Origin of the sequence: Leisingera sp. ANG-Vp (assembly GCF_000813725.1) — a bacterium.
Taxonomy (GTDB): domain Bacteria; phylum Pseudomonadota; class Alphaproteobacteria; order Rhodobacterales; family Rhodobacteraceae; genus Leisingera.
In genome coordinates, this window is sequence record NZ_JWLD01000068.1 from 42741 (window position 1) to 67730 (window position 24990).

Genomic DNA, 24990 nt, shown 5'->3' on the forward strand with positions numbered 1-24990 from the left:
CCCCGCCCCCCCCATCCCCCCCAGCTGACCCGCCCCGCCTCATTCAGATGCACGGTCAGCGCAAAGACCTGCGCATGCCAGGGCTCGGCAAAGACCGGTTCGGGAGCGGAAACTTCGGCACAGGAACTCATAGCGGCTCCAGATAGCTTTGCCACAGGTCCAGCACCACCTCGTCATCGGGGTGCTCGGGGTGCGCCCACAGCTCGCGGGCAAAAAACCGCACCGCATAAAGCGGCTCCGGCGCCTCGCCAAGGCCATGGGCGTTGCTGTCAGGCAGAACATGGGTGCCGTGCAGCCGTAGGATATAGCCGCGCGCGCCGGCCGCATATTGCGGCAGCCGCGTATGGCCGCCGGAAACCAGTGCATTGTCGGCAGGGATTCGCGCCCGCACCGCCTGCCCTGTGGAAAAGCTCGGCGCAGGCCCGCCGTCGCGGTCCGCCGGGCCGCCTTTGGCCAGAACCCCCGCCACCGCACCAGCCTTCAAGGCGCGCTCAGCCAGCGCATGCAGCTCTTCCGCGCCTTGTCCCTGCAGATCGTCCTCCGAGAGCACCCCTTTCTCCACCAGCAGGTCCGCCAGCGCCGCAATCCATTTCTCGTAATAGGAAAAGCGGGTGTAGTCTTTGGGCGAGAGCCGCTCGCGCGCGTGGCGCGAGACATCAATGTTCCACTGCCCCAGCGCACCGCAAGCCAGCGTCACCGCCAGCGCCCTTGCGTGCCAGTCCTGATCGAAAACCGGCGCGTCTTCAGCCTCAGGCACCACCGGCCCGTCGCCGAATCGCCCGCCCATGTCATGCACCCGGGTCATGACGGTACCTTCGGAATATCCGTCCCGATCATGCTGTCTCGGGTAACCAGCGCAGCCAGCTCCTCTTCGCTCATGCCGTCGGTGCCATCCGGCCGCTTCGGCAGCACCAGATAGCGGACCTCTGCCGTCGAATCCCAGACGCGGACCGATGTGTCCTGCGGAAGGCTCACCCCGAAATCGGCCAGCACCTTGCGCGGCTCGCGCACCGCGCGGGCGCGGTAGGCGTCGGATTTGTACCACCCGGGCGGAATACCCAGCAGCGGCCACGGGTAGCAGCTGCACAGGGTGCAGACGACCATATTGTGCTGCGCGGGGGTGTTCTCCACCACCACCATATGCTCGCCCTGACGGCCGTAAAAACCCAAGTCCGCCAGCACCGGATCCGCGTCCGCCAAAAGCGCCGCCTTGAACTCGGGATCGCTCCAGGCGCGGGCCACAACCCGGGCGCCGTTCTGCGGACCGATTCTGTTCTGGTAAGTGTCGATGATCTCATCCAGCGCAGCGGGGTCGATCAGTCCCTTCTGCACAAGAATCGTCTCCAGCGCCTTCACCCGCAAAGCAGGATCCGGCGGCAAAAGGGCATGCGGGTGGTTCGGGTCGTCATGAGGCATGTTTTCATGCTGCGCACCCGCAGCGGGCTCTGTCCAGTCACGTTTCTTGATGCAGGCAATCACGTTGCGTGACCTTCCGGCTGCGCTGCAGCGCATTCCAAAGCCCCGCAGGAAACTCTCGGCCACCGGCAAACTCCGCCCTTGCCCCTTCCGCCGATCTTGCCTATTTACGCCCGGTACTCAGCCAACCGCCGCAGGGACCCATGGAAAACGTTGTTCTCATCATCCATCTTCTTCTGGCTCTCGGCCTCATTGCCGTGGTGCTGCTGCAGCGCTCCGAAGGCGGCGGATTGGGCATGGGCGGCGGCGGCGGCGGCGCAGTCTCCGGCCGCGCGGCAGCGACCGCGCTTGGCAAGGTGACCTGGCTCCTGGCCATTGCCTTCATCTGCACCTCGATCACCCTGACGATCATGGCAGCACAGAAATCCGCAGGCTCTTCGGTCACTGACCGCCTGGCGGTGCCGCAATCCGAAACCGGCGAGGCTCCGGCCGCACCGGCGCTTGGCAGCGATCTTCTGCCGCCCAGCGAGGGCGATAACGCACCGCTGGTGCCGACCCTGGACTGATCCACTACACCTTGACGGGTTCTTAGGAACCGCAACAGCATCTTGCGGTTCCCTTGCGCTGCGTGCGCGAATCCTTTATATATGAAGTCCCGTGATGCAGCGGTTTTTGGAGCCTATTCCATCCTCCGCCGGGCAGCTTGATTCTGACTTCTCACGGGGGCAGCCGAACAGACATGGCGCGTTTCATCTTTATCACTGGCGGTGTGGTTTCATCCCTGGGCAAGGGCCTGGCCTCCGCCGCTTTGGGCGCGCTCTTGCAGGCCCGCGGCTACTCGGTCCGCCTGCGCAAGCTGGACCCCTACCTGAACGTCGACCCCGGCACCATGAGCCCGTTCGAGCACGGCGAAGTCTTTGTCACCGACGACGGCGCCGAGACCGACCTGGACCTAGGCCACTACGAACGCTTCACCGGCGTGCCGGCCCGCAAGACCGACTCGATCTCCTCGGGCCGGATCTATACCAATGTGCTCGAGAAGGAGCGGCGCGGCGACTACCTGGGCAAGACCATTCAGGTGATCCCGCACGTCACCAATGAAATCAAAGACTTCATCTCTATCGGCGAGGATGAGGTCGACTTTATGCTGTGCGAGATCGGCGGCACCGTCGGCGACATCGAGGGCCTGCCCTTCTTTGAAGCGATCCGCCAGTTCGCCCAGGACAAGCCGCGCGGCGAGTGCATTTTCATGCACCTCACGCTGCTGCCCTATATCAAGGCCTCCGGCGAGCTGAAAACCAAGCCGACCCAGCACTCGGTCAAGGAGCTGCGCTCCATCGGCCTGGCGCCCGACATTCTGGTCTGCCGCTCCGAAGGCCCGATCCCGAAGAAAGAGCGCGAGAAGCTGGCGCTGTTCTGCAACGTGCGCCCCGACTCGGTGATCGCCGCGCAGGACCTGAAATCGATCTACGAGGCGCCGCTGGCCTACCACCGCGAGGGCCTGGACCAGGCAGTTCTAGATGCATTCGGGATCGCCCCGGCGCCGAAGCCGAACCTCGACCGCTGGGAAGATGTGGCCGACCGCATCTACAACCCGGAAGGCGAGGTGAAGGTGGCCATTGTTGGCAAATACACCCAGCTGGAAGACGCCTATAAATCAATTGCCGAGGCGCTGACCCACGGCGGCATGTCGAACCGGGTGAAGGTCAAAGTCGAATGGGTCGACGCAGAACTCTTTGACACCGAAGACGCGGCACCGCATCTGCAGGGCTTCCACGCCATCCTGGTGCCCGGCGGCTTTGGCGAGCGCGGCACCGAAGGCAAGATCAAGGCGGCGCAATACGCCCGCGAGAACAACGTTCCCTACCTGGGCATCTGCCTTGGCATGCAGATGGCAGTGATCGAAGCGGCCCGCAACGTAGCAGGCATTGCCGAGGCGGGCTCGGAAGAGTTCGACCACGAGGCGGGCAAGAAACGCTTTGAACCGGTGGTCTACCACCTGAAGGAATGGGTGCAGGGCAACCACAAGGTGAGCCGCAAGGCCGATGACGACAAGGGCGGAACCATGCGGCTCGGCGCCTATGACGCCACCCTGGCGGAAGACTCGCTGGTCTCGAAGGTCTACGGCAGCAGCCACATCGAAGAGCGCCACCGCCACCGCTACGAAGTGGACATCAAGTACCGCGAGAAGCTGGAGGCCTGCGGGCTGAACTTCACCGGCATGTCGCCGGACGGCCGCCTGCCGGAAATCGTGGAGTGGAAGGACCACCCCTGGTTCATCGGCGTGCAGTTCCATCCGGAGCTGAAGTCCAAACCCTTCGCGCCGCATCCGCTGTTCGACGATTTCGTGCGTGCTGCCAAGGACACCTCCCGGCTGGTGTAATTCCCGCAGGCGGGGCTCTCCCGCCCGTCGCCTGCGCATGACACATGCGCGGCTCCCGTTGGGCCCGGCGCCGCTGCGCGGCGCTGGGAGAAAACAGAAAAAGGCGGGCCGCAGGCCCGCCTTTTGCATTTTGATTGATTTAAACCGGGCGGCTCAGAAGCCGTGCATCCGCTTGGCCCATTGGTAGGCCACCACCAGCCCTTTCATCCGCGGCAGCATGTAGAGCGATGCCCCCACCGTGATCACCGACATGATGATCGCCAGCGTCCATGGATCCGGGCGCAGCTGCATGTAGACGATATGCAGCGCAAAGCCGAGGATGTGGCCGACCACCAGGATGGTCAGATAGGCCGGCCCGTCGTCGGCGCGCTGGTGGTGCAGCTCCTGGCCGCATTCCGAGCAGCTGTCGTTCACCTTCAGATAGCTGTGCAGCAGCTTGCCCTCGCCGCAGTTCGGGCAGCGCAGGCGCAGGCCTTTCCACAATGCGGGCTTCATCTCCCGCTGCTCCTCTTGCACCAGATCAGTTCCGGTCATCGCGCATCTCCTTGGGTTTGGCGCCTGATACAGTGATTCTCATATTGATTGCAATCAATATGCATACATTGATGTTGCATTTATTGCGACACTCTGACATTGAACCAATCAATCACGACACAATGCGCCGGGCCGCCGGCGGGAGAAGCAGCAGATGAAACAATGGTCTCCGACCCGGCTGGAAGGCGAAAAGCCGCGCTATCTGGAGATTGCCGAGGCAATCAAGGCGGACATTGACGAGGGCGTGCTGTCTCCGGGCGACCGGCTGCCGCCGCAGCGGCGGGTGGCGCAGGATCTGGGTGTGGATTTTTCCACTGTGTCGCGGGGCTATGCCGAGGCGGTGCGGCGCGGCTATATCGAGAGCTTTGTCGGCCGCGGCACCTTTGTGAAAGCGCTGGACGCGCTGCCGGAGCGCCCCGATCCGCGCCGGGCGCTGGAAGAAGACCCGATGATGAACATGCCGCCGGAGCCGGACGACCCGGCGCTGCTCGCCCGGATGCAAAAAGGGCTGGAGCATGTCTCCGCCAATCTGCAGCCTTTGCTGCGCTACCAGTCGGTGACCGGCAGCCCGCAGGACCGGGCCGCTGCCGCCGCGTGGATGCAGGCCAACGGGCTGCATTGCGCCCCCGACCGGCTGGTGATTACACCGGGGGCGCACTCCAGCCTCTATGCGGTCCTGACGGTGCTGTGCGAACCGGGCTCAACGGTCCTGTGCGAGGACGTGACCTATCCCGGGCTGCGCTCCATTACGGCGCGGCAGGGGATCCGGCTGATCGGGCTGGCAAGCGACAAGGACGGCATTCTGCCGGAGGCGCTGGAGAAGGCGGTCACCGACCATTGGCCCGCAGCGCTGTACCTCAATCCAACCCTGCAGAATCCAACCACAAGAACCATCCCAGCCAAACGGCGGCGGGAGATTGCGGCGGTGCTGCAGGAGCACGAGCTGACGCTGATCGAGGATGATGCCTATTGCTTTGTCGACAATGGCGCGCCTGCGGCAATCAGCAGCCTTGTTCCGCATCTGGGCTGGCATATTGCCGGTCTTTCGAAATGTTTCGGCGCCGGGCTGCGGCTGGCCTATACCACGGTGCCGAAACGGGCGCTGCTGGGGCAGTTCAGCCAGGCGCTCAGGTCGATGCATGTGATGGTGTCGCCGCTGAACCTGGCGCTGCTGGGGCGCTGGATCGAGGATGGCACAGCAGCGGAGATCCAGAGGTCCGTCCGCAAGGCCGCTGCCGAGCGGCAGGCGCTGGCGGCGGAGGTGCTGCAGGAATGTTTCATCGACAGCGACCCGTTGGCCTTCAACCTATGGCTCACCCTGCCCCGCGGCACCAGCCGGGCCGAGGTGATGGGGCGCATGGCCGGGCGCCAGATCGGCATCATGCCCAGCGATGCTTTCACGGTCACCGGCCTGCCCGAAGAAGCGGTCCGGGTGTGCCTGGGAGGTCCGATCGGGCTGGAAGAGCTGCGCGAGGATCTGATGGCGCTGAATGATGCGGTCACCCGCAAGGACTGGCTGGGCTGAGGCCCGGCTGGTAAACTGCCGCTGCAGCAAACCGGAGCCCCGCATGATCCGTGCCTTCCGCAACCTGATTGAACGCCAGCTGGCCAAGGCCCAGGCCGAGGGGCAGCTGCAGGGCCTGGAGGGCGAAGGAAAGCCGCTGCCCAACCGCAGCAGCGAGGCGCATGTGGACGCAGGCCTGGCGGCGGGCATGCGGATCATGGCGCAGGCCGGTGTTGTCCCCGAAGAGTTCGGGCTGAAGGAGCAGCTGGCCCAGGCGCGCAAGGAATATGCCGCGCTGACGGACCCGGAGCAGCGGAAGTCCGCCATGGGGCGCATCTCGGATCTGGAAATGCGCTACAACATGGCGCGGGATGCGCGGAAATCCTTCTTCCGTTAGCGCAACACCCCGTTGTTTCCTGCAGGATTCGCGGTATAGACAGCGCCAAGACAGACCATTCCAACAAGAGTGACGCATTATGGCAAAAGACGCTTCCACCCAGCAGGCACAACTCGACCGTATCGCCACCGGCAAGGGCTTCATTGCTGCGCTGGATCAGTCGGGCGGCTCCACCCCGAAAGCGCTGAAGCTTTATGGCGTGAACGAAGACGCCTACAACGGTGAAGACGAGATGTTCGCCGAGATCCACAAGATGCGCACCCGCATCATCACTTCGGACAGCTTCGGCAAGGACCGCATCCTGGGCGCGATCCTGTTTGAAAAGACCATGGACGGCGAGATCGAGGGCACGCCCACCGCTGAATTCCTGTGGAACAGCTGCGGCGTGGTGCCCTTCCTGAAGGTGGACAAGGGCCTGGCCGATGAAGCCAACGGCGTTCAGATGATGAAGCCGATGCCGGAGCTGGACGCGCTGCTGGCGCGCGCCAACGGCAAGGGCATCTTCGGCACCAAGATGCGCTCGGTGGTGAAAGAAGCCAACGCCGAAGGCATCAAGGCGGTTGTTGCCCAGCAGTTTGAAGTGGGCCAGCAGATCGTTGCGGCCGGCCTGGTGCCGATCATCGAGCCGGAAGTCGACATCAACTCTGCCACCAAGGAAGAGGCCGAAGACATCCTGAAGGCCGAGATCCAGGCCCAGCTGGACGCCCTGCCCGCAGACAGCAAGGTGGCGCTGAAGCTGACCATCCCGTCCAAGGCGGGCCTCTATGACGATCTGGCCGACCACGCCAATGTGGTCCGGGTTGTGGCTCTGTCCGGCGGCTATACCACCGACGATGCCTGCGCGCGCCTGGCCAAGAACACCAAGATGATCGCCTCCTTCAGCCGTGCGCTGACCGAGGGCCTGAACGTGGCAATGTCTGACGCCGAATACGACGCGGCTCTGGGCGCCAACATCGGCAAGATCTACGAAGCGTCGCTGTAAGGCTGACGGGATAAGTTTCTGGGAAGGGCCGCGCAGCTAGCGCGGCCTTTTCCATTTACGCCTCAGGGGCCGGAGCGGCCGGCAAAGCAGACCGCCAGCACCAGTCCGGCGCCGCTGAGAAACGGCAGCCAGAAAAACCGCAGCGCAGTCAGGGTGAACCAGCCGGGCTGGTCCTCAGGCGCCTGGCCCGCGCCGCCAAGCCAGGCCCAGAAGATCAGGGCAGAGGCCGAGATCAGCACCCCGGTCAGGGCAAGCAGCCAGCGGGCGGAACCAGGCATCTGCGCCTCAGCCGCCTGCCGCCTGCCTCGGGCTTCCAGCCATCCGCTCACGCCGCTTCGGTGAGCGAGGGGCGGATGCCGGTGCAGCTGACCCGGTTCTCATTCGAGGCCAGGTAGCGCTGCGCCTCCTCAAAGTTTCCGAAGCTCAGCGCCTCGTCGTAAAAATAGGTGACCCGGTCCCCGGTCCGGGACAGCAGGCCGCCGCTTTCAAACAGGATAAACCATTTCTTGCGCACCAGATGCATCAGCCTCACTCCTTTCTGAAGCCCGGCTGACGCGGTGTTTGCCGCCGCCGGTTCTATTGCGTTTCATGCGGGTGCAAGCGGCCGTCCGGAGGCCGTGAAAGCCGTCCCGGTGCAGACAGTCAAATGCTGGCTGGCAGTAGCTGGTTTGGCCTGAATTGCGCCCTCCTGAAGGCAGGTTTCGCGCCCAGATATTGCCAAAAGGTTAATGCAAGTTTCTGTAGATTTTGCGCGGCATCATTCTGCCGTTTGACGGCGGTTTCCCGCCTGCGTCGGCGGATTTTCGGAGAATTTGGCGAAAAACCGCTGTTGCAGAATCCAGGCTGCACTGCGCGGGGGAGATACGCTTGTGCCGGGGCTGCCTGCGGCAGCGCGCAATCAGTTGGAAGACCCGGAATTCTTTGCAGTCAGCCGGCGTCCGGTTTGGGCTTCTGCAGCTGGGCAGCAACGGCCTGCATCTGGTCTGGTTTGCCGATCAGTTCGGCCTGTTCGGCGCTTTCGGCCAGCAGCACATCAGACTGCGAGGCGCCGCTTTCGGCATATGCGATCAGCCGTTTAGCGGCCCGGATGGCGCTGGGGCTTTGCGCAGCGATTGCGGTGGCCAGCTCGTTGGCCCGGAACAGCGGGTTGGGCGCCAGCTCGCTGACCAGCCCCCAGTCCAGCGCCTGCGGGGCTTCGACCGTCTCAGCCGTGTAGGTCAGGCGGCGCAGGATGTCCGAACGCAGCAGCCGCGGCAGCAAAGCCATGCCGCCCATGTCCGGCACCAGCCCCCATTTCATCTCCATCACCGAAAGCTGCGCCTCGGGGTGGGCGACGCGGATGTCGGCACCCAAGGCGATTTGCAGACCGCCGCCGAAACAGGCGCCATGGATGGCGGCGATCACCGGCACCGGCACCCGGCGCCAGATCATCGCCACCTCCTGGAAGTCATTGGCGTCTTCCTGGGTGCGCTCCATCAGCCAGCTTTGCACATCGCGCTGCGCCAGGCCTGCCATTGCGGCCAGATCCAGCCCCGCGCAGAAGCTTTTGCCGGCGCCGGACAGCACCACGGCGCGCGCATCCGAAGCGGCCACCTCCTGCCCTGCGGCGATGATGGCTGCGATCATGTCCTCGTTCAGCGCGTTATGCTTGTCCGGGCGGGCAAGCGTGACATAGGCGATGTGGTCCTTGTAGCCGGTGGTGACTTTGGCCATGGTCTGCTCCCCGCTGCTGATAGACGTCCAGCTTGCCCCGGTTTCCGCTCCCAGGCCAGAGCAACGTGGGGGCAGGCTCAGGGTGCAGGCCTAGGGGTCAAGCGGCATCCGGGCAAACCAGGGTGAATCGAGCGTCATTACATAAAGCTGCCCATCTGCGATCTTGCCGCCTGTGGTGACACCAAGACGGCCGTCCGGATCCTGCAGGCTGCGAAGTATCCTGCCCTCCCCGTCGAATTGAACCAGCATGCCGCGGTGGATCGGCGCCGGGCGCACCAGCGGGCCCAGCCGCCAGACAATTTTGCGCAGGAACGGATAAGGCATCAGTTTTTCGGAAGGAACACGCGGGCTGGCAAAGGCCAGCCAATAGGTGCCGTCGCCCTGCGCCTCGAGATTGTCGGGATAGCCCGGAAGGTTATCGAGAAAAACCTCCTGTTCGCCGGCGCGGGGGCCTTTCAGCCAAAGCCGGTGGACCCTGGCGCGGCCGGTCTCGTTGATCAGCAGGAAGTCTTCCTCTGGCGAGAGGGCAATGCCATTGGTGTAAACGAAGCCACTGGCGAGTTTCTCTGCGGTGCCGTCCGGGGAAATGCGAGCGACATAGCCGCTGTCCGATTGCTCCCAGATGGTGAGGATCGAGGTCGGCTTGGTGCCGCCCTGGGTTTCCGGGTCAAAGCGGTCAGAGGAGTTGGAGAAATAAACCGTTCCGTCGCGCGCGATGTCGAGCTGGTTGGCATAGATGACCGGAGCACCGCCGATGTCTGCGGTCAGTGTTTCCAGCGTGCCAGGGCCGCGCCAGCGCAGGATGCCGCGGAAGCTGTCGGCGATGTAAAGCGCTCCGTCCGGACCGGCCTTCAGCCCCAGCGGGCGGCCGCCAAGGCGGTCTTCCAGCACCGGTTCCGGACCATCTATGCGGTAGAGATTGCCCGAGAGAGAAGTCGTGTAGATGCGGCCGTCCGGCAGTTCCGCCAGATCTTCGGGACCGATCCCGCCATCGGGCAGCGTGATCAGCTCAGCCGCATCAAGAGCGTTGTTCTCGGCGTAATCGCCGGTAAAGCCGGGCGGCGCGGGCGGGTGATAGGCCACCGGATCAACCGGCACCGGCCAGAGCAGCAGATAGGCCAGCGCAGCGGCGACGAGGGCAAGGAAAAGGCGCATCTGAAAATCTCCTGCAGTATCCTTGCCTTCTTCCGCCGGATGGCGCGGAGACGCAAGCCTTGCCCCGTTTTGCAGCATAGGGTTATCTGCCGCCATGACTGGTCCCCGCTACACCCCGCTTGCGCAATCCCTGCCCGCCACCGTGCCCTTTGTCGGCCCCGAAACGCAGGAGCGCACCCGCGGCCGTGCCTTTGCCGCGCGGCTGGGGGCGAACGAGAACATATTCGGCCCCTCCCCCAAGGCAGTCGAGGCGATGGCACAGGCGGCGGGTGAAATCTGGATGTACGGCGATCCGGAGAATTTTGACCTGCGGCAGGCGCTGGCGGCGCATCATGGGGTGCAGCCGGAACACATCATGGTGGGCGAAGGCATTGATGGTCTGCTTGGCTACCTGGTGCGGCTGCTGATTGGCGCAGGCGACGCGGTGGTGACTTCGCTGGGGGCCTATCCGACGTTCAACTATCACGTCGCCGGGTTCGGCGGAGTGCTGCACACGGTGCCGTACAAGGGCGATCACGAGGATTATGAGGCGCTGTTTGCCAAAGCCGGCGAGGTTGGGGCCAAGCTGGTTTACCTGGCCAACCCGGACAATCCGATGGGCAGCTGGCATCCGGGGGCGGAGATTGCCGCGGCGCTGAACCGCTTGCCTGCAGGCTGCCTGCTCTTGCTGGACGAGGCCTATGTGGAGTGCGCGCCGGAGGGAACCGCGGCGCCCGTCAGCGCAGATGACGCGCGGGTGGTGCGGATGCGGACGTTTTCCAAGGCTTACGGCATGGCCGGCGCCCGGGCGGGCTATGCAATCGGCCATCCGGAGCTGATTGCCGCCTTCAACAAGGTGCGCAACCACTTCGGCATGAACCGGGCGGCACAGGCAGGCGCGCTGGCGGCGCTGCAGGACCAGGGCTGGCTGGAGCATGTGGCGGCTGAGATCGCGGCGGCGCGGGCGCGGATTGCCGGGATCGCAGCGGAAAACGGGCTCAGCGCCCTGCCCTCGGCCACCAATTTCGTGGCCATCGACTGCGGCAGGGACGGCACCTTTGCCAAGGCCGTATTGGACTCGCTGGTGGATCAGGGGATTTTCGTGCGGATGCCCTTTGCGGCACCGCAAAACCGCTGCATCCGGATCAGCTGCGGGCCGGAGGCGGAGATGGCGGCCTTTGCCGCGGCTCTGCCCAAGGCCCTTTCGGCGGCGCGGGCCGCAGACACGGGCGGCTGAATTCTGCCCGGCGGTGCTGGATCGCGGCGGTTTTACCGGACATTCACTCCTTTCGGGCTACCATTCAAGCGTAGAACCCGGAGTATTGTCATGCGTGAACCTGAACTGCCGGCCGGCATGCCGGACTTTTTCACAGCCGCAATCATATTTGCCGGAATCAACCTGATGTGGATCTTTTTTGTGATCTGGGTGATGTACGGAATGGTGCCCGTGGTGGTGCTGGCCGTGCTGGTAAATCACTTCATCACCAGGCTGGAAATCCGGCTGAATTCGCAAAAGGCGTGATGACAGCCTGCAGCCGGCCGGGACCGGGCCGCTAACGGCCCGCCAGAGCCCCTGCAGCAGCTTCCAGCGCCCCGCGCCCATGCGGAATGCCCAAGGCTTTGAGGCCGGTTTCAATACCGCCCAGAAGGCCCATCACCATATGCCCGTTCACATGGCCCATGTGGCCCAGCCGGAAGAAGCCGTGCCATTCCGGGCTGCCGGACGGCGCCATGCCGAGGCCGATGCCCAGGGTGAGGCCGAGGTTTTCTTCTAGCCACTGCCGCAGGCGGGTGCCATCCGGAGGCGGCATATGCAGAGCCGTCACTGCATTGGAGCGCAAGGACCGGTCCGGCACATTCATTTTCAGCGCGCCCTCCGCGCCCCAGGCCTCGCACGCCGCCCAGATGGCGCGGGCCAGATGCGCATGGCGGGCCCAGGTGTTTTCAACCCCCTCGGCATGGATCATGTCGAGCGCTGCGCGCAAGCCGTAAAGGTGATGGGTGGGCGCAGTGCCGCCGAAGTACTGGTAAAACTCCTCCGGGTTGGCGCGCGGTCTCCAGTCCCAGTAGCGGCTGACCCGCGGCAGGGCTGCGCGGGCAGCATCGGCCTTGCCGTTGAAGAACACAAAGCTGATGCCTGCCGGCACCATCAGCCCCTTCTGGCACGCGGTGACCATGACGTCGACGCCCCAGTCATCCATCTCGAACCGGTCGCAGCCCAGCGACGCAATGCAATCCGCCATCAGAAGCGCCGGATGCCCGGCCGCATCCAGCAGGCGGCGCAAGCCTGCGATGTCGTTGCGGATCGAACTGGAGGTGTCCACATGCACACCCAGCACCGCCTTGATGCGGTGTTCCTTGTCGGCTGCCAGCCGCTCGGCGATCTGATCCAGATTCCAGGGCGCATGATTGCCGAAGTCCAGCACCTCGGTTTCAATCCCCAGGCCGTCCGCCATTTCCGACCAGCCGATGGCAAAGCGGCCAGACGCGGGCACCAGCACCAGATCGCCCGGCTGCAGAGTGTTCTGCAGCGCGGCCTCCCAGGCGCCGTGGCCATTGGAGATGTAGATTGCGGCGTGATGCCGGGTGCGCGCCACCCGGCGCAGGTCCGGGATCAGGGTCGCAGTCATCTCGATCAGCTCGCCCGCGTAGATGTTGGGCGAGGCCCGGTGCATCGCCTGCAGCACCTGGTCCGGCACCACCGATGGCCCGGGGATTGCCAGGTAGGACCGGCCGGCCGACACGTTCACTGATCCGCTCATGGCTGATACTCCTGCCCATAGCTCTGCTTGCGGACACACTACCCGGCGCGCCAGCAGCGTCAATTCCCGGCGCCGCAGCGTCACGGTGAATTGCTTGCACCCCGATTTTTAGCTGCTTAAATGGCTCGGGCATGTCAAAAAGGCCTGAAATGACCCGAATTCCCTGCCGGACCCTCCCCGCATGAGCCAGCCACATAAATCCTCCCGCGAGCTGTTCGGCTGGCTGTGGCGCGGCTACCTGCGCAAATACATCGGCCTTTTGGGCATTGCCGTGATCTTCATGGTGATCGAAGGCGCCACCATGGGCGCGCTCGGCTATATGATGCAGCCGATGTTCGATTTGGTCTTTGTGGCCGGAAACACAAACGCGCTGTTCTGGGTCAGCCTGGCCTTCCTGGCGATCTTTTCGCTGCGGGGGATTTCCAGCGTCACCCAGAAGGTGCTGCTGAGCAAGGTCTCGCAGACCTCAGCTGCGCATCTGCGCAAGGACATGCTGGCCCGGCTGATCCGCCAGGACCCGGCGTTTCACCAGCAGCACCCGCCGGGGCTGCTGCTGCAGCGCATTCAAAGCGACGTGGGCGCCATCAACTCCGTCTGGCAGGCGGTGATCACCGGCGCGGGCCGCGACCTGGTGGCGATGGTGGCGGTGCTGAGTGTTGCCTTCAGCATCGATTGGCGCTGGACCCTTATTCTGCTGATCGGGGTGCCGGTCCTGCTGCTGCCGATCGCGTCGGCCCAGCGCTATGTGCGAAAAAAAGCGTCGCGGGCGCGGGATCTGGGTGCAGATCTGGCCACCAGGCTGGACGAGATTTTCCACGGCATTGTGCCGGTTAAGCTGAACCGGCTGGAAGATTATCAGGTCGGACGGTTCTCCAACCGCACCGATGAATTTGTCAAATCCGAAGTGAAGGCGGCTTTTGGCACCTCCTCGATCTCCGGCATGACCGATATCATGGCCGGGGTCGGCTTCATGGCGGTGCTGCTTTACGGCGGCTCGGAAATCATTTCCGGTGAAAAGACCGTTGGCCAGTTCATGAGCTTTTTCACCTCGATCGGCTTGTCGTTTGAACCGATGCGGCGGCTGGCAAATATCTCAGGCGTGTGGCAGGCCGCGGCGGCGGCGCTGGAGCGGATCAAGGAGCTGCTGGATGCGCCGATTCTGCTGACCGAGCCGGAAAATCCAAAGCCTGCGCCAGAAGGGCTGCCGGACATCCGGCTGAGCGGCGTGGACCTGAGCTATGGCGATGCGCAGATCCTGCACGGGCTCGAGCTGGTTGCCGAAGCTGGCAAGACCACTGCGCTGGTCGGCGCCTCGGGAGCCGGGAAGTCAACGATTTTCAACCTGCTGACCCGGATGGTCGATCCGCAGCAGGGTGCAGTCACGGTGGGCGGGGTTGCGGTGCCGGACCTGAATACCAGCGATCTGCGCGGGCTGTTCTCGGTGGTGACTCAGGAAGCCCTGCTGTTTGACGAAACCTTGCGGGAAAACATCGTGCTGGGCCGCACCGATGTGAGCGATGAGGAGCTGCAGGCGGCGCTGGAGGCCTCGCATGTGGCTGATTTCCTTCCCAAGCTGGAACACGGGCTGGAGACACGGGTGGGCCCGCGCGGTTCCGCCCTTTCGGGCGGCCAGCGGCAGCGGGTGGTGATTGCCCGGGCCCTGCTGCGCAACACGCCGGTGCTGCTGCTGGACGAGGCCACCTCGGCGCTGGATGCGCAATCCGAGAAAGTGGTGCAGGCGGCGCTGGACAAGCTGGCGGGCGGGCGCACGACTCTGGTGATTGCGCACCGGCTGTCGACCATCCGCAATGCCGACAAGATTGTGGTGATGGACCGCGGCCAGGTGGTGGATCAGGGTAGCCACGACGAGCTGCTGTCGCGCGGCGGCATCTATGCCGACCTCTACCGGCTGCAGTTCCAGGACGGCAAGACGGTGGTGGACACTGCCGGCATCGCCGCCCAGGCGGAACAGGTACCGGGCGGCGAAGATAACGGCAAGGAACGCTGGTTCCGCCGCTTTGCCAAGAAGGTGTTCGGGTAATCAGAACAAGGCCCTTGCCCGGCTAAAGGCCGGGCAGCGCCCGCCCCCGTCAAACCGCAGGTTTGCTTCCGGCAAAACGGCGGGCACTGCCCTCACCGCTACTTGCGGTAGGAATGTGCCAGCTTCTCAGGGCTTGTCCCCAGAAAGTACCGCGTCAGCGTCCACAGATTCCGCGCCCCGCGCGTCATCCACCCAGCCTTTTGATAGCGCATTGCGCTGGTCAGCGCCGCGCAGGGCAAGGCGGTCAGCCCCTCGAGGCGGCGCACCAGCGCCACATCCTCCATCAGCGGCTGGTCGGGATAGCCGCCTGCGTCCTGATAGGTGCCGCGCCGGATCAGCAGCCCCTGATCGCCATAAGGCAGCCCGAACAGGCGGGAGCGCAGGTTGGCCCAGCCGGCCACCCAGCCGGGCCCCAGACCGCGGGCCCGGAAGCGGAGACGGAAATAGGCAGGCTCGCCCTGCCCGTCTGTCAGGTGCTGCGCCACCGCCGCCGCCCAGCCCGGCTGCAAATGGGTGTCCGCATGCAGCACCAGCAGCCAATCGCCCTTGGCCGCCGCACAGCCGCGGCGCAGCTGGCCGCCGCGCGACGGGGCGCCGCTGATCCATTCCGCACCGGCCGCCTCTGCGATAGCGCGGGTATCATCGCTGGAGCCGCCGTCGCTGATCACCAGCTCGCGGATCAGACCTGCCGCCAACCCCTCCATCAGGTGCTCCAGCGCGGCGGGCAGCTCTTCAGCCGCATTCAGAGTAGGAATGACAATGCTGACCGGCGCGGGCATGAGTGAGATCCTTGGGCGGATTTGCTGTTTTCTTCCGCTCCGCTTCCTATATCACTGGGCGAAACAGTCCAATGCCCCATGCGGGCCGACAGGAGACACGAATGAGCGAGCGCCGCATCCTGCGCCTTTCCGGTGCCGACACCCGCAGCTTCCTGCAGGGGCTGGTCACCAGCAATACCGACAGGCTGGAAGACGGCCTGGTCTATGCCGCGCTGCTGACGCCGCAGGGCAAGTATCTGGCGGATTTCTTTCTGGCGGCAGACGGCGATGCGGTTCTGCTCGATGCAGAGGCCTCGCTGGCGGATGGCCTGCTGAAGCGGCTGAACATGTACCGCCTGCGCGCCGATGTGCAGGTGGAGATGACGGAGCTGCAGGTGAGGCGCGGCACCGGGGAGATGCCGGAAGGCGCGCTTGCCGACCCGCGCCATGCAGACATGGGCTGGCGGCTCTACGGGGCCGAGGGCGGCGATGACGGATCCGACTGGGACGCCATCCGGGTGGCGCATTGCATCCCCGAGACCGGCATCGAGCTGGGGCCGGACAGCTATATCCTGGAAGCAGGTTTCGAGGCTTTGGGCGGGGTCGACTTCCGGAAGGGCTGCTATGTCGGCCAGGAAGTGACAGCGCGGATGAAGCACAAGACCGAGCTGCGCAAGGGCCTGCGGGTGGTCGATGTCGAAGGCACGGCGCCTGCAGGCACCGAAATCACCGCAGACGGCAAGCCCGTGGGCACGCTGTTCACGCAATCCGGCGGCAAAGGCATCGCCTATCTGCGGTTTGACCGCGCCAAGGGAGAGATGCTGGCAGGCGGGGCCCGCGTGTCCTGGCAGCCGTGACCTCCCTCGCGGAGACGGTTCTATCCCTTCTGGGCGCAGAGATCAAAAGCGCGCGCCCGCTGCAGGGCGGCGACCTCTCTGAGGTGCAGCTGCTGCAGCTGAGCGGCGGCCGCCAGGCGGTCGCGAAATCCGGCCCGCTGGCTGAGCGTGAAGCAGCCATGCTGCAAGCGGTCCGGGCAGCCGGAGCGCCGGCTCCAAAGGTTCTGGGCACGGCGGACGGTCTGCTGCTGATGGAAGCGCTGGAAGAGACCTCCGCCGCACCGGCAGGCTGGCAGGCCCTGGGCACCGCCCTGCGGCAGCTGCACTCCGCAACCGGCACGCAGTACGGCTGGGATTGCACTTACGCTTTTGCCCATGTGGAAATCCCCAATGCACCGCTGCAGAACTGGCCCGGCTTCTGGGCTGCGCGCCGCCTGCTGGCAGACCCGGCCGCCCTGCCCCGCGATCTGCGGCTGCGGATCGAAAGGCTCTGCTCGCGATTGCCGGAGCTGCTGCCTGCGGAACCGCCTTGCGCGCTGCTGCATGGAGATCTCTGGACCGGCAACGTGCTATTCAGCTTCGATACCGCCTATCTGATCGACCCAGCCTGTTATTACGGGCACAGCGAGGTTGACCTGGCGATGCTGCATCTGTTCGGCAGCCCGCCTGCGGAATTCTATGACAGCTATGGCAGGCTGGAACCGGGGTTTGAGATCCGCCGCCTTGTTTATCAGCTGTGGCCCGCGCTGGTGCATCTGCGGCTGTTCGGGTCGTCATACCGCAGCATGGTCGAGACCCGGCTGGAGGCGCTGGGGGTCTGACAAGCCTCTGTTCACCCCTTTTGCGTTAGGGTCGCCGCCAAGACCTGCGGATTATTGAGGAAAGGGTATTTGATGCGACTGATTTATGGTGTGTGCCTGGCTGCGGCGGCGGCCTCCCCTGCCTGGGCGGGATACTGGAACTACAAGGACTGGCATGTCGCCACCGAGGCGCATGAGACAGAGCAGGACAGCTATCTGACCTGCAGCGCCTGGACCGGCGGCGACGGCGACCCGGTCCTGGCGCTGCAGGTGTTTTCCGGCGACGCCGGCCCGCCCGCCTTCTATCCGATGGCCAGGGTGCGGGAATATGCGCCCCGGCATTACCCGACACTGATGCAGCAGGGCGGCACAGTGGATTTCATCTTTGACTTCGACCGGTCCTTTTCCCTCTCTGCCGGGATCAATGCCTGGATCAATGAGGAAGGCCTGGCCGAGGCAGAAAGCGCGCTGCGGTTTCAGGACCACCTGGCGATGCTGCAGGCAATGAAACAGGGCAGCTGGGTGGAAATCTGGGCCGGGAACGACATGTTCTACGAGGCATCGCTCAGCGGCTTCACCGCGGCCTATGGCAAGATGATGGATGAATGCGGTTTCAGCCTGGCGCTGCCGGCCGGGTGATCCGCCAGGCGGCGCAAAAGTTTTCGAAAACTTTTGCCAAGACTTTTTCCAAAAGTCTTGAGCCCCGCGCAGAAACAGAAAAAGCCGCCCCGAGGGAGGGCGGCTTTTCCATTTTCCGGGACGCGGACTGGATCAGGCGCGCTCGGAGTATTCCATGGTCTCGGTGTTGACCACGATCATCTCGTCCTGGCCGACAAACGGCGGCACCATGACTTTGACGCCATTGTCCAGGATTGCGGGCTTGAAGGAGTTGGCCGCGGTCTGGCCTTTCACAACCGGCTCGGTCTCGACGATCTTGCAGGTCACCTTCTGCGGGACGGTGGCGTTCAGCGCCTCGGACTCGTAGAACTCAACCACGATGGTCATGCCGTCCTGCAGGAACGGGCGGCGGTCGCCCAAGAGGTCCGCGGGCAGTTCGATCTGCTCGTAGGTTTCGGCATCCATGAACACCAGCATGCCATCGCTCTCATAGAGGAACTGCTGGTCCTTCTGCTCGAGGCGCACGCGCTCCACCTTGTCCGCCGAGCGGAAGCGTTCGTTCAGCTTGGACCCGTTGCGCAGGTTGCGCAGTTCGACCTGGGCAAAGGCGCCGCCCTTGCCGGGTTTGACGTGATCGACCTTCACCGCTGCCCACAGGCCATCGTTATGCTCAAGCACGTTGCCGGGACGGATTTCGTTGCCGTTGATCTTGGGCATGGGAAAATGCCTTTCGGATGGTTGTTGAAAACTTGCAAGCCCCTATATCTGGCAGGCTGATCGCTGGCAAGACAAGGATATGGTATGGAGGATCTGTGAATAAGGTATGCGCAATTTGCATGAAAGCTATGCATCTGCGGGCTACCCGAATCGTCACAATTCCGCCATAAGCAGCGCTACGCCGAAAATTGCAAATTGCAATAGCAAGAACAACAAGGGATACGAGATGCGAGATTTCGTAGACGGCACCGCTTACAATAACGAACAGGGCAACCGCGCCCGCAAACTGTTTGCTGCGGTTGTGCTGGCCGCACTGGATGACGCCATCGCCGATGACAAGAAATACGGCAATGGCCCGGAACAGATCGCCCGCTGGGCCCGCTCGCGCGATGGCCGCGAAGTGCTGTCCTGCGCCGGTATCGACCCGAACGAACGGGTTGTCGAAGGCCTGATGGACTTCGTGGGCCGCGGTGTGCGGACCTCGGTTGCGCTGTCGCGTGAAGAAAGCGAACGCCGCAACGCTGCGCAGGCTGAAGCCGCCTAAGGACTTCTGCCTGCCTTGCTGAAAAGCGCGTCCCCTGGGGGCGCGTTTTTCTTTTGCCCGCAACTGCTTGCCGCAAGGTCAGCCAGCTGCCGGCCCGTCGCGCGCAGGCCGCGCGCTGGCGTTTCCGGCACAGCGCCCATGGACGGCGCGGCCTAACCTGCTATGCAGGCCCGTAACGGACGGGGCGCAGGCAGGGAGCTGGCAGCAGGATGACACGGGCGCGTTCAATCATGATCCAGGGCACCGGCAGCAATGTCGGCAAGTCGCTTATCGTGGCAGGTCTTGCGCGGGCCTATACCCGCCGGGGCCTGCGTGTGGCGCCGTTCAAGCCGCAGAACATGTCCAACAACGCCGCCGTCACGCCCGAGGGCGGTGAGATCGGCCGCGCCCAGGCGCTGCAGGCACGTGCGGCAATGCGCCCGCCCCATACCGACATGAACCCGGTGCTGCTGAAGCCCGAGACCGACACCGGCGCCCAGGTGATCGTGCAGGGCAAGCGCCGCGGCACCCAAGGCGCCGGTTCGTTTTTGCGCGACAAATCCGGTCTGCTGGAAGCAGCTCTGGAGAGCTACCGGCGGCTGGCAGAGGATGCCGATCTGGTGCTGATCGAGGGGGCCGGCTCACCGGCCGAGACCAACCTGCGCAAGAACGACATCGCCAATATGGGCTTCGCCTGTGCCGCCCGGGTGCCGGTGGTGATTGCCGGCGACATCCACCGCGGCGGAGTGATCGCGCAAATCGTCGGCACCAAAGCCGTGCTGGAGCCACAGGACCTGGAGAGGGTCGTGGGCTTCATGGTGAACCGCTTCCGCGGCGACCTCAGCCTGTTTGATGCGGGCCGCGACGATATTGCCGCGCGCACCGGCTGGCCCTCGCTGGGCGTGGTGCCCTGGTTCTGGGATGCCTGGAAGCTGCCGGCCGAAGACATGATGGACATCGCCTCGCGCCAGGGCGGGGCCTGCAAGGTGGCGGTGCCTCAGCTGGAGCGGATGGCGAATTTCGACGACCTGGACCCGCTGGCGGCGGAGCCGGAAGTAACGGTGGAGATCGTGCCGCCAGGCCGTGCCCTGCCCGGCGATGCGGATCTGATTATCCTGCCCGGCAGCAAATCGACCATCGGCGACCTGGCCTATCTGCGTGCGCAGGGCTGGGACATTGATATCCTCGCGCATCACCGCCGCGGCGGCCATGTGCTGGGGCTGTGCGGCGGCTATCAGATGCTGGGCAAGACCATCGACGACCCGGATGGCGTCGACGGGCGCCCTGGCAAGGTCGAGGGGCTGGGCCTGCTGGATGTGCATACGGTGATGGCTGGCGAGAAACGGGTGACGCTGACAGAGGCGGTCACCCGCGACGGCAATCTGCCCGTCAACGGTTACGAAATCCACATGGGCCGCACGACAGGCGCCGACTGTGCCCGCGCCTGGCTCAGCATCGGCAGCCGGGCCGAGGGCGCGGCTTCCCCCGATGGCCGGGTGAAAGGCTCCTACCTGCACGGCCTGTTTTCCGCGGATGCTTTCCGGGCCGGTTTTCTGCGCGGTCTCGGCCACGAAAGCCTGGCAGGCTATGAAGACGGTGTCGACGCGGTGCTGGATGCCCTGGCTGAGCATCTGGAACGCCACATGGATCTGGACCAGCTGCTGAACCTGGCAGGTCCCGTTCAATACTGACATGCCGGCCGGCAGGGCTCCCGTGCCTGCCAGCCTGCCCTGGCCAAGGCCAGAACCGACCGCGGCCTTGGGACCGGCGCCGGGCGGGAGCCCCTCTTGGCCTGTTTGCCCTTTCAGCAGAGGCTCACTGCGCCCGCAGGCACTCCGGTACGCAAGAAAAAGGCGCCCCTTGCGGCGCGCCTGGCTGATTGCTGAGACAATGGGGCTGCGGTCAGAGAAGGTCATGCGCTGCGAGCGCGCGGTGTATCTCCCGGCGGACCAGCTTGCGCACATTGCGGGTGATGCGCTCGCCCAGCGGGCCTTGCAGCTCTTCGCGCACAATACCGGCAACCAGATCGCGCAGAGCCTCCTCATCGAGATAGGTGTCGCCTGCCTCGCCCAGTGTTTCCAAGGCCGCGCCCGTGAAAGCCGCTTCAACAACGGTTTCCGCGGCCTTGTCCTCAGCCTCGGCCTGGATTTCGCTGCCGGCGATGGCTGCCGCAGAACCGGCTTCATCCTGGGTTCCGGCAGCCGGCTGCGCATCGCCATCCTGCATCGAGCGGCGGGGCGGCAGGGGCGCGTCGCGCCATTCAATGGTGTCAGGCCCGGCGCTGGCAAAAGGCGCTTCGGTCTGGCTGTCCGGCTCCCAATGCTGCTGGCCCGTATCCTCGGCGCGGGTGCCGCGGGCTTCGAGCTCGGCAATCTTGCGCACCACTGATGCCGCCCGGGCACCGGCTGTGACGGCCTCCGGCCCGGCCCCGTCTGCCGCGTCTGTCCCGGAACCTTCCAGGGTATCATCCGCCCGGGCTGCGTCTGCAGCCGCGGCATAAAGCGTTGCCTTCGGATCAGCCCAGGGCGCATCTGCTGCCTCAGCTTCCGCCGGGGCCTCCTGCAGACCTTCTTCCGGCAGGCTTTCCTCTGCCGGTTCCGCCTGCTCAGCCGGTGCCGCCATGTCGTGGGAAGAGCGGTGCCGGAACGCTATGGGCGGGTCTTCTGCAAGGGTGTCCGGGATTCCGGCCAGATCCGCATCATCCTGGTTTTTTGCCTCAGGAGAATCTTCTGCCGCTTCCGGCGTTTCCGCGGCCTGCGGCACATCCCCAGCATCCGCAGCCTCAGGCACGGCAGCCGGAGCCGCGCTGTCGCCGGCTTCGGCCTCCTGCACCCGCAGCGCAGGCGTTAGAACCAGCCGCGCTGCCGGTTCCGGAGCTGCCGGCTGGCTGCGGTTGTCATCACTTACCAAGCGGCGGATTGACGACAGGACATCTTCAATCTCGGCATGGGTAACTGGGTCGGACATTTTTTGAACCACTCTTGCCTCTTATCAGAGAGTGTAGCGGCCTTCCTGCCACCGCACAACCGGTAGCAACAATTGTCAGTTCCGCCCCAAGGCCTTGAGCACCCGGTCCAGATCCTTGCCCCGCTTGCTGTGCTGCGCGGGCGCGTCCTTGACCAGGTTGTAATAGAGTGTCGGGTCATAGATCTCGACAGCCAGCCCCAGGTGTTCAGCCGTCAGCAGGCCCTGCGCCTGCAGCAGCTGATAGGCCGCAATCGCCTGGTTGGCACGGGAGTTGACCTGCTCGGTCTGGGCGTCGAGATATTCCTGCTCAGCCTGCAGCACGTCGAGCGTGGTGCGGGCACCCAGGGTGGCCTCTTCGCGGATACCGTCAAAAGCCACTTTGGCAGCGCGCACCCGCTCGTTGGAGGAAATCAGGCTGACGCGCGCCGTTTCGACGTTAAAGAAAGCGGAGCTGACGTTCTGGCGCACCACCCGCTGGGTGTTGATCAGCAGCCCGCGCTGCGCATCGGATGTGGCAATTGCCCGGCGGCGGGTCGCTGCATTGCGGCCGCCGGCGTAGAGCTCCTGGGTTAGCGTGATGCCGATGCTGGAGGTCTCGTTTGTGTCAAACCCTTCATGGACGTCTTCACTCAGGCCCACGCTTGCTTGCAGGTTCACCGTTGGTCCCAGCCCCGCCGTTGCAGCGGCAACGTCATACTCGCTGGCCTTAACAAAATGCTGCCGGGACAGCAGGTCCGGCTGGTTCTTGATCGCCACTGCCTGCGCCTGATTGAGCGAGACCGTCTGCCGCGGCAAAGCCGGTTGCCCTGCAATGGCGCCCGGCGCCCGTCCGACAACCTGCTGATAGGTCGCATTGGCCGTCAGAAGCGTGCCTTCGGCGTCTGTCAGATTTGCACGGGCCGCCGCAACGCGGCTTTCCGCCAGCGCGACATCTGTGCGGGTCACTTCCCCCACTTCGAACCGGTCCTGCGCGGCTTTCAGTTCCTCTTGCAGCAAGCGCAGGTTGTTGCGGCGGAGCGCGACATTCTCCTGGCCCTGCAGAACGCCCACATAGGCCTGCACCGCACTGAACAGCACATCCTGCTCCACACTCAGCAGCGCCTGTCGGGTGGCCAGAACCGTCTCCTGCGCCGATAGCTTGTTCATCCGCGTTGCGCCGCCGTCATAAAGCAGCTGAGTCAGCTCCAATTGAGTGGACAGCGTGTTCTGCGTCGGTTCCTGGCTGAACTCGCTGTAGGCGTTTGCCGCGGATACGGTCCATTCGATCAGCGGGCGCAGCCGAGAGACGACAATCGCCACATCCTCATCCTCCGCCCGCAGCAGCGCCCGGTTCTGTTCCAGCAGCCCGCTGGTCTTGTAGGCGCCGATCATCGCGTCGGACAGGTTGTCAGCCGCGGCTTTCAGCGGCATCAGCGCCGTGGCGGCCACGCCGCCTGCAAATACAAAAGCCTTAAACACACTCGCCGGAAATTTCATTCGCATCGGTTGCCTTATCTTTTGCCGCGCCGCCAGCCGCGGTGAGTTCATCTGCATCCCGGGCGCACGCTAAACCTGCGCCCGGCCTCTCCCCTTTAAATTCGGCTGCACCCCCAGCCTCAGCTCCTGCCCCAAAGGGTCAGAGCGCAAATTCACGAGCCGCGGCAAAACCCGGCAGAACCGGCGCACCAGCATTGAAGGCAAACCGCCAGGACACCTGGCCGCCGCTCTTGTAGCCGATCTTCACCTCACCCAATTCGCCGCTCACCATCAAAGCCGCAATCCGGCCGCCATCCTTGAGCTGCTCCAGCAGCGCCGCAGGCAGCTGCTCCGCGCCGCCCTGCACCAGGATCACGTCATACGGCCCATGCTCTGCTGCGCCCTCTGCCAGCGGGCCGGTGTGGACAATTGCATTGTCCGCCCCGGTTTCTGACAGCAGCGCCTGCGCATCCGCGGCCATGTCTTCGTCTTCCTCGACGCCGATCACCATCTGCGCCACCCGCGCCGCCACCGCGGTGGAATAGCCAAGCCCGCAGGCCACATCCAGAACCAGCTCGTCGTTCTGAAGGTCCACCGCATCCAGCATCTTGGCCAGAGTGCGCGGCTCCAGCAGCACACGGCTGCTGTCAAGCGCAACATTCTGGTCCGCATAGGCCGCCTCGGCTTGCGCGTCCGGCACGAACTGCTCGCGCGGAACCGCCAGCATGGCTTCGATGATCGGGTACTTGGTCACATCCGACGGACGGATCTGGGTGTCCACCATCATGCGGCGGCGCTCAGTGAAATCGGGCATCTGCTAAACTCATGTGTTCAGTCGGTTAGGCAGGTTGTGACATATCCCGGCCACCTCGGCAACGGGGCCTGTGACGCGAATGCCTAAAGTAGTGCAGCGCTGCAGCGGGACAACTGCCGCCGCCCGTTTGAATGCCCCCGGACAGCAAAAAGCCAGCGCTCCGAAGAGCCGCTGGCCAATGAAACACCGGGGACGCTGCTGCTACAGCGCACAGCTCTTGCAGAAGGGCGACGCCGGGCGCTGGTCGAGCCAGTCGTCGCCGATATTGTCGCCGCAGATCTGGCAATAGCCGTAGGAGCCTTCGCGCAGCCGCGCCAGCGCCGCATCGATGCGGCGCAGCTCTTCCAGGCTGGCATTGGCCGGCATTTCGATACCGCCCGCACCAGGGACCCGCGGCATCTGCCGCAGCCCGGCCCCGGCATACGCCCGGCCTGCCCCAAGGCCGGCATTTGCCAGCAATCCCGCCAGCTCCAGCCGGCGGACTTCAAGAGTTTGTTTTCTATTGGAAAAGTCCATTCACACACCCTCCAGCTCAATTCGCGCGCACCCTGGCGCGAGGTCAAGGCTACGGCATTGATCCAGATCAATATACTCGCGATTTCCGGGGGATTCACTACCCTATAAGTTGCGAATTTT

27 protein-coding genes and 1 pseudogene are annotated in these 24990 nt (G+C 64.5%); 13 read left to right on the forward strand and 15 right to left on the reverse strand.

Annotated elements, in window-relative coordinates; translation table 11 throughout:
- From RA20_RS26210 to nthA, 3 genes and pseudogenes are all read right to left on the reverse strand, one after another.
- Positions 1 to 131 (reverse strand): annotated as a pseudogene (locus tag RA20_RS26210) (nitrile hydratase accessory protein); the annotation flags it as partial.
- Positions 128 to 805: a nitrile hydratase subunit beta gene (gene nthB / locus RA20_RS19915; protein WP_039132763.1), complete on the reverse strand. Its 678-nt coding sequence runs from the start codon at positions 803 to 805 to the stop codon at positions 128 to 130. The gene nthB and the pseudogene RA20_RS26210, both read right to left, overlap by 4 nt.
- Entirely contained in the window at positions 802 to 1416 is a 615-nt protein-coding gene (gene nthA, locus RA20_RS19920; RefSeq protein WP_039132909.1) for a nitrile hydratase subunit alpha, read from the reverse strand. The genes nthB and nthA overlap by 4 nt, the downstream gene beginning before the upstream one ends.
- Positions 1417 to 1619: 203 nt before the next feature.
- On the opposite strand from nthA, the gene secG reads away from it, so the two are divergent.
- Both secG and RA20_RS19930 read left to right on the forward strand, forming a co-directional pair.
- The gene (secG, locus tag RA20_RS19925) at positions 1620 to 1982 is read left to right on the forward strand and encodes a preprotein translocase subunit SecG (RefSeq protein ID WP_039132765.1); all 363 of its coding nucleotides are present in this window, start codon (positions 1620 to 1622) and stop codon (positions 1980 to 1982) included.
- A gap of 173 nt (positions 1983 to 2155) precedes the next feature.
- A complete protein-coding gene (locus RA20_RS19930) occupies positions 2156 to 3799 on the forward strand; it encodes a CTP synthase (RefSeq protein WP_039132766.1) in 1644 nt (547 codons plus the stop codon).
- 153 nt (positions 3800 to 3952) lie between these two features.
- Here the strand turns inward: RA20_RS19930 and RA20_RS19935 are convergent, their stop codons facing one another.
- Positions 3953 to 4333 carry a DUF983 domain-containing protein gene (locus RA20_RS19935; protein ID WP_039132768.1) on the reverse strand — a complete coding sequence of 127 codons (381 nt, stop codon included), beginning with the start codon at positions 4331 to 4333 and terminating at the stop codon, positions 3953 to 3955.
- A 154-nt stretch (positions 4334 to 4487) separates the two neighbouring features.
- Here RA20_RS19935 and RA20_RS19940 point away from each other — a divergent pair, with 154 nt between their 5' ends.
- The 3 genes from RA20_RS19940 (at position 4488) to RA20_RS19950 (ending at position 7216) form a co-directional block, all read left to right on the forward strand.
- Entirely contained in the window at positions 4488 to 5858 is a 1371-nt protein-coding gene (locus tag RA20_RS19940) for an aminotransferase-like domain-containing protein (protein ID WP_039132771.1), read from the forward strand.
- 43 nt (positions 5859 to 5901) lie between these two features.
- Entirely contained in the window at positions 5902 to 6234 is a 333-nt protein-coding gene (locus RA20_RS19945; RefSeq protein ID WP_039132773.1) for a DnaJ family domain-containing protein, read from the forward strand.
- A 79-nt stretch (positions 6235 to 6313) separates the two neighbouring features.
- Positions 6314 to 7216, forward strand: coding sequence for a fructose bisphosphate aldolase (locus tag RA20_RS19950; RefSeq protein ID WP_039132774.1), 903 nt, complete (start codon positions 6314 to 6316; stop codon positions 7214 to 7216).
- A 62-nt stretch (positions 7217 to 7278) separates the two neighbouring features.
- Here the strand turns inward: RA20_RS19950 and RA20_RS19955 are convergent, their stop codons facing one another.
- From RA20_RS19955 to RA20_RS19970, 4 genes are all read right to left on the reverse strand, one after another.
- The gene (locus tag RA20_RS19955; protein WP_039132776.1) at positions 7279 to 7494 is read right to left on the reverse strand and encodes a hypothetical protein; all 216 of its coding nucleotides are present in this window, start codon (positions 7492 to 7494) and stop codon (positions 7279 to 7281) included.
- Between the two features lie 47 nt (positions 7495 to 7541).
- On the reverse strand, positions 7542 to 7739 hold the full coding sequence (locus RA20_RS19960) for a hypothetical protein (RefSeq protein WP_039132778.1): 198 nt from the start codon (positions 7737 to 7739) through the stop codon (positions 7542 to 7544).
- Positions 7740 to 8143: 404 nt separating this feature from the next.
- The gene (locus RA20_RS19965) at positions 8144 to 8929 is read right to left on the reverse strand and encodes a crotonase/enoyl-CoA hydratase family protein (RefSeq protein WP_039132780.1); all 786 of its coding nucleotides are present in this window, start codon (positions 8927 to 8929) and stop codon (positions 8144 to 8146) included.
- Between the two features lie 90 nt (positions 8930 to 9019).
- A complete protein-coding gene (locus RA20_RS19970) occupies positions 9020 to 10084 on the reverse strand; it encodes an SMP-30/gluconolactonase/LRE family protein (protein WP_039132911.1) in 1065 nt (354 codons plus the stop codon).
- A gap of 94 nt (positions 10085 to 10178) precedes the next feature.
- Between RA20_RS19970 and RA20_RS19975 the strand changes: the two genes are divergently transcribed.
- A complete protein-coding gene (locus RA20_RS19975; protein ID WP_039132782.1) occupies positions 10179 to 11300 on the forward strand; it encodes a pyridoxal phosphate-dependent aminotransferase in 1122 nt (373 codons plus the stop codon).
- Positions 11301 to 11390: 90 nt separating this feature from the next.
- The gene (locus RA20_RS19980) at positions 11391 to 11585 is read left to right on the forward strand and encodes a hypothetical protein (protein ID WP_039132784.1); all 195 of its coding nucleotides are present in this window, start codon (positions 11391 to 11393) and stop codon (positions 11583 to 11585) included.
- A gap of 31 nt (positions 11586 to 11616) precedes the next feature.
- Here the strand turns inward: RA20_RS19980 and RA20_RS19985 are convergent, their stop codons facing one another.
- The gene (locus RA20_RS19985) at positions 11617 to 12825 is read right to left on the reverse strand and encodes a pyridoxal-phosphate-dependent aminotransferase family protein (protein WP_039132786.1); all 1209 of its coding nucleotides are present in this window, start codon (positions 12823 to 12825) and stop codon (positions 11617 to 11619) included.
- Positions 12826 to 13006: 181 nt separating this feature from the next.
- On the opposite strand from RA20_RS19985, the gene RA20_RS19990 reads away from it, so the two are divergent.
- Positions 13007 to 14866 (forward strand): ABC transporter ATP-binding protein, encoded by a 1860-nt coding sequence (locus RA20_RS19990; protein ID WP_039132788.1) that lies wholly within the window; start codon positions 13007 to 13009, stop codon positions 14864 to 14866.
- A gap of 98 nt (positions 14867 to 14964) precedes the next feature.
- Here RA20_RS19990 and RA20_RS19995 read toward each other — a convergent pair whose 3' ends face one another.
- Positions 14965 to 15645 (reverse strand): TIGR04283 family arsenosugar biosynthesis glycosyltransferase, encoded by a 681-nt coding sequence (locus RA20_RS19995; RefSeq protein ID WP_039132790.1) that lies wholly within the window; start codon positions 15643 to 15645, stop codon positions 14965 to 14967.
- A gap of 101 nt (positions 15646 to 15746) precedes the next feature.
- Between RA20_RS19995 and ygfZ the strand changes: the two genes are divergently transcribed.
- The 3 genes from ygfZ to RA20_RS20010 all read left to right on the forward strand — a co-directional run bounded on the left by ygfZ (position 15747) and on the right by RA20_RS20010 (position 17899).
- Complete coding sequence (gene ygfZ / locus RA20_RS20000; protein ID WP_039132792.1) at positions 15747 to 16481, forward strand: CAF17-like 4Fe-4S cluster assembly/insertion protein YgfZ; 735 nt, start codon at positions 15747 to 15749, stop codon at positions 16479 to 16481.
- Positions 16478 to 17281 (forward strand): fructosamine kinase family protein, encoded by an 804-nt coding sequence (locus tag RA20_RS20005; protein WP_039132794.1) that lies wholly within the window; start codon positions 16478 to 16480, stop codon positions 17279 to 17281. Before ygfZ ends, RA20_RS20005 begins: the two co-directional genes overlap by 4 nt.
- Positions 17282 to 17353: 72 nt before the next feature.
- Entirely contained in the window at positions 17354 to 17899 is a 546-nt protein-coding gene (locus RA20_RS20010; protein WP_039132796.1) for a hypothetical protein, read from the forward strand.
- A gap of 132 nt (positions 17900 to 18031) precedes the next feature.
- Here the strand turns inward: RA20_RS20010 and efp are convergent, their stop codons facing one another.
- Positions 18032 to 18595 (reverse strand): elongation factor P, encoded by a 564-nt coding sequence (gene efp / locus RA20_RS20015; RefSeq protein ID WP_039132797.1) that lies wholly within the window; start codon positions 18593 to 18595, stop codon positions 18032 to 18034.
- A gap of 226 nt (positions 18596 to 18821) precedes the next feature.
- On the opposite strand from efp, the gene RA20_RS20020 reads away from it, so the two are divergent.
- Positions 18822 to 19139 carry a DUF6280 family protein gene (locus RA20_RS20020; protein ID WP_008556013.1) on the forward strand — a complete coding sequence of 106 codons (318 nt, stop codon included), beginning with the start codon at positions 18822 to 18824 and terminating at the stop codon, positions 19137 to 19139.
- 209 nt (positions 19140 to 19348) lie between these two features.
- Positions 19349 to 20809, forward strand: a complete 1461-nt coding sequence (locus RA20_RS20025) for a cobyric acid synthase (protein WP_039132799.1) — start codon at positions 19349 to 19351, stop codon at positions 20807 to 20809.
- A gap of 211 nt (positions 20810 to 21020) precedes the next feature.
- On the opposite strand, the gene RA20_RS20030 is transcribed toward RA20_RS20025, so the two are convergent.
- The 4 genes from RA20_RS20030 to RA20_RS20045 all read right to left on the reverse strand — a co-directional run bounded on the left by RA20_RS20030 (position 21021) and on the right by RA20_RS20045 (position 24870).
- Positions 21021 to 22085, reverse strand: a complete 1065-nt coding sequence (locus RA20_RS20030) for a hypothetical protein (RefSeq protein ID WP_039132801.1) — start codon at positions 22083 to 22085, stop codon at positions 21021 to 21023.
- Positions 22086 to 22160: 75 nt separating this feature from the next.
- Positions 22161 to 23567 (reverse strand): TolC family outer membrane protein, encoded by a 1407-nt coding sequence (locus tag RA20_RS20035; RefSeq protein WP_039132803.1) that lies wholly within the window; start codon positions 23565 to 23567, stop codon positions 22161 to 22163.
- A gap of 133 nt (positions 23568 to 23700) precedes the next feature.
- Entirely contained in the window at positions 23701 to 24354 is a 654-nt protein-coding gene (locus RA20_RS20040; RefSeq protein WP_039132806.1) for a protein-L-isoaspartate O-methyltransferase family protein, read from the reverse strand.
- A gap of 201 nt (positions 24355 to 24555) precedes the next feature.
- Positions 24556 to 24870, reverse strand: coding sequence for a TraR/DksA family transcriptional regulator (locus RA20_RS20045; RefSeq protein WP_039132808.1), 315 nt, complete (start codon positions 24868 to 24870; stop codon positions 24556 to 24558).
- Positions 24871 to 24990 lie beyond the last annotated feature (120 nt).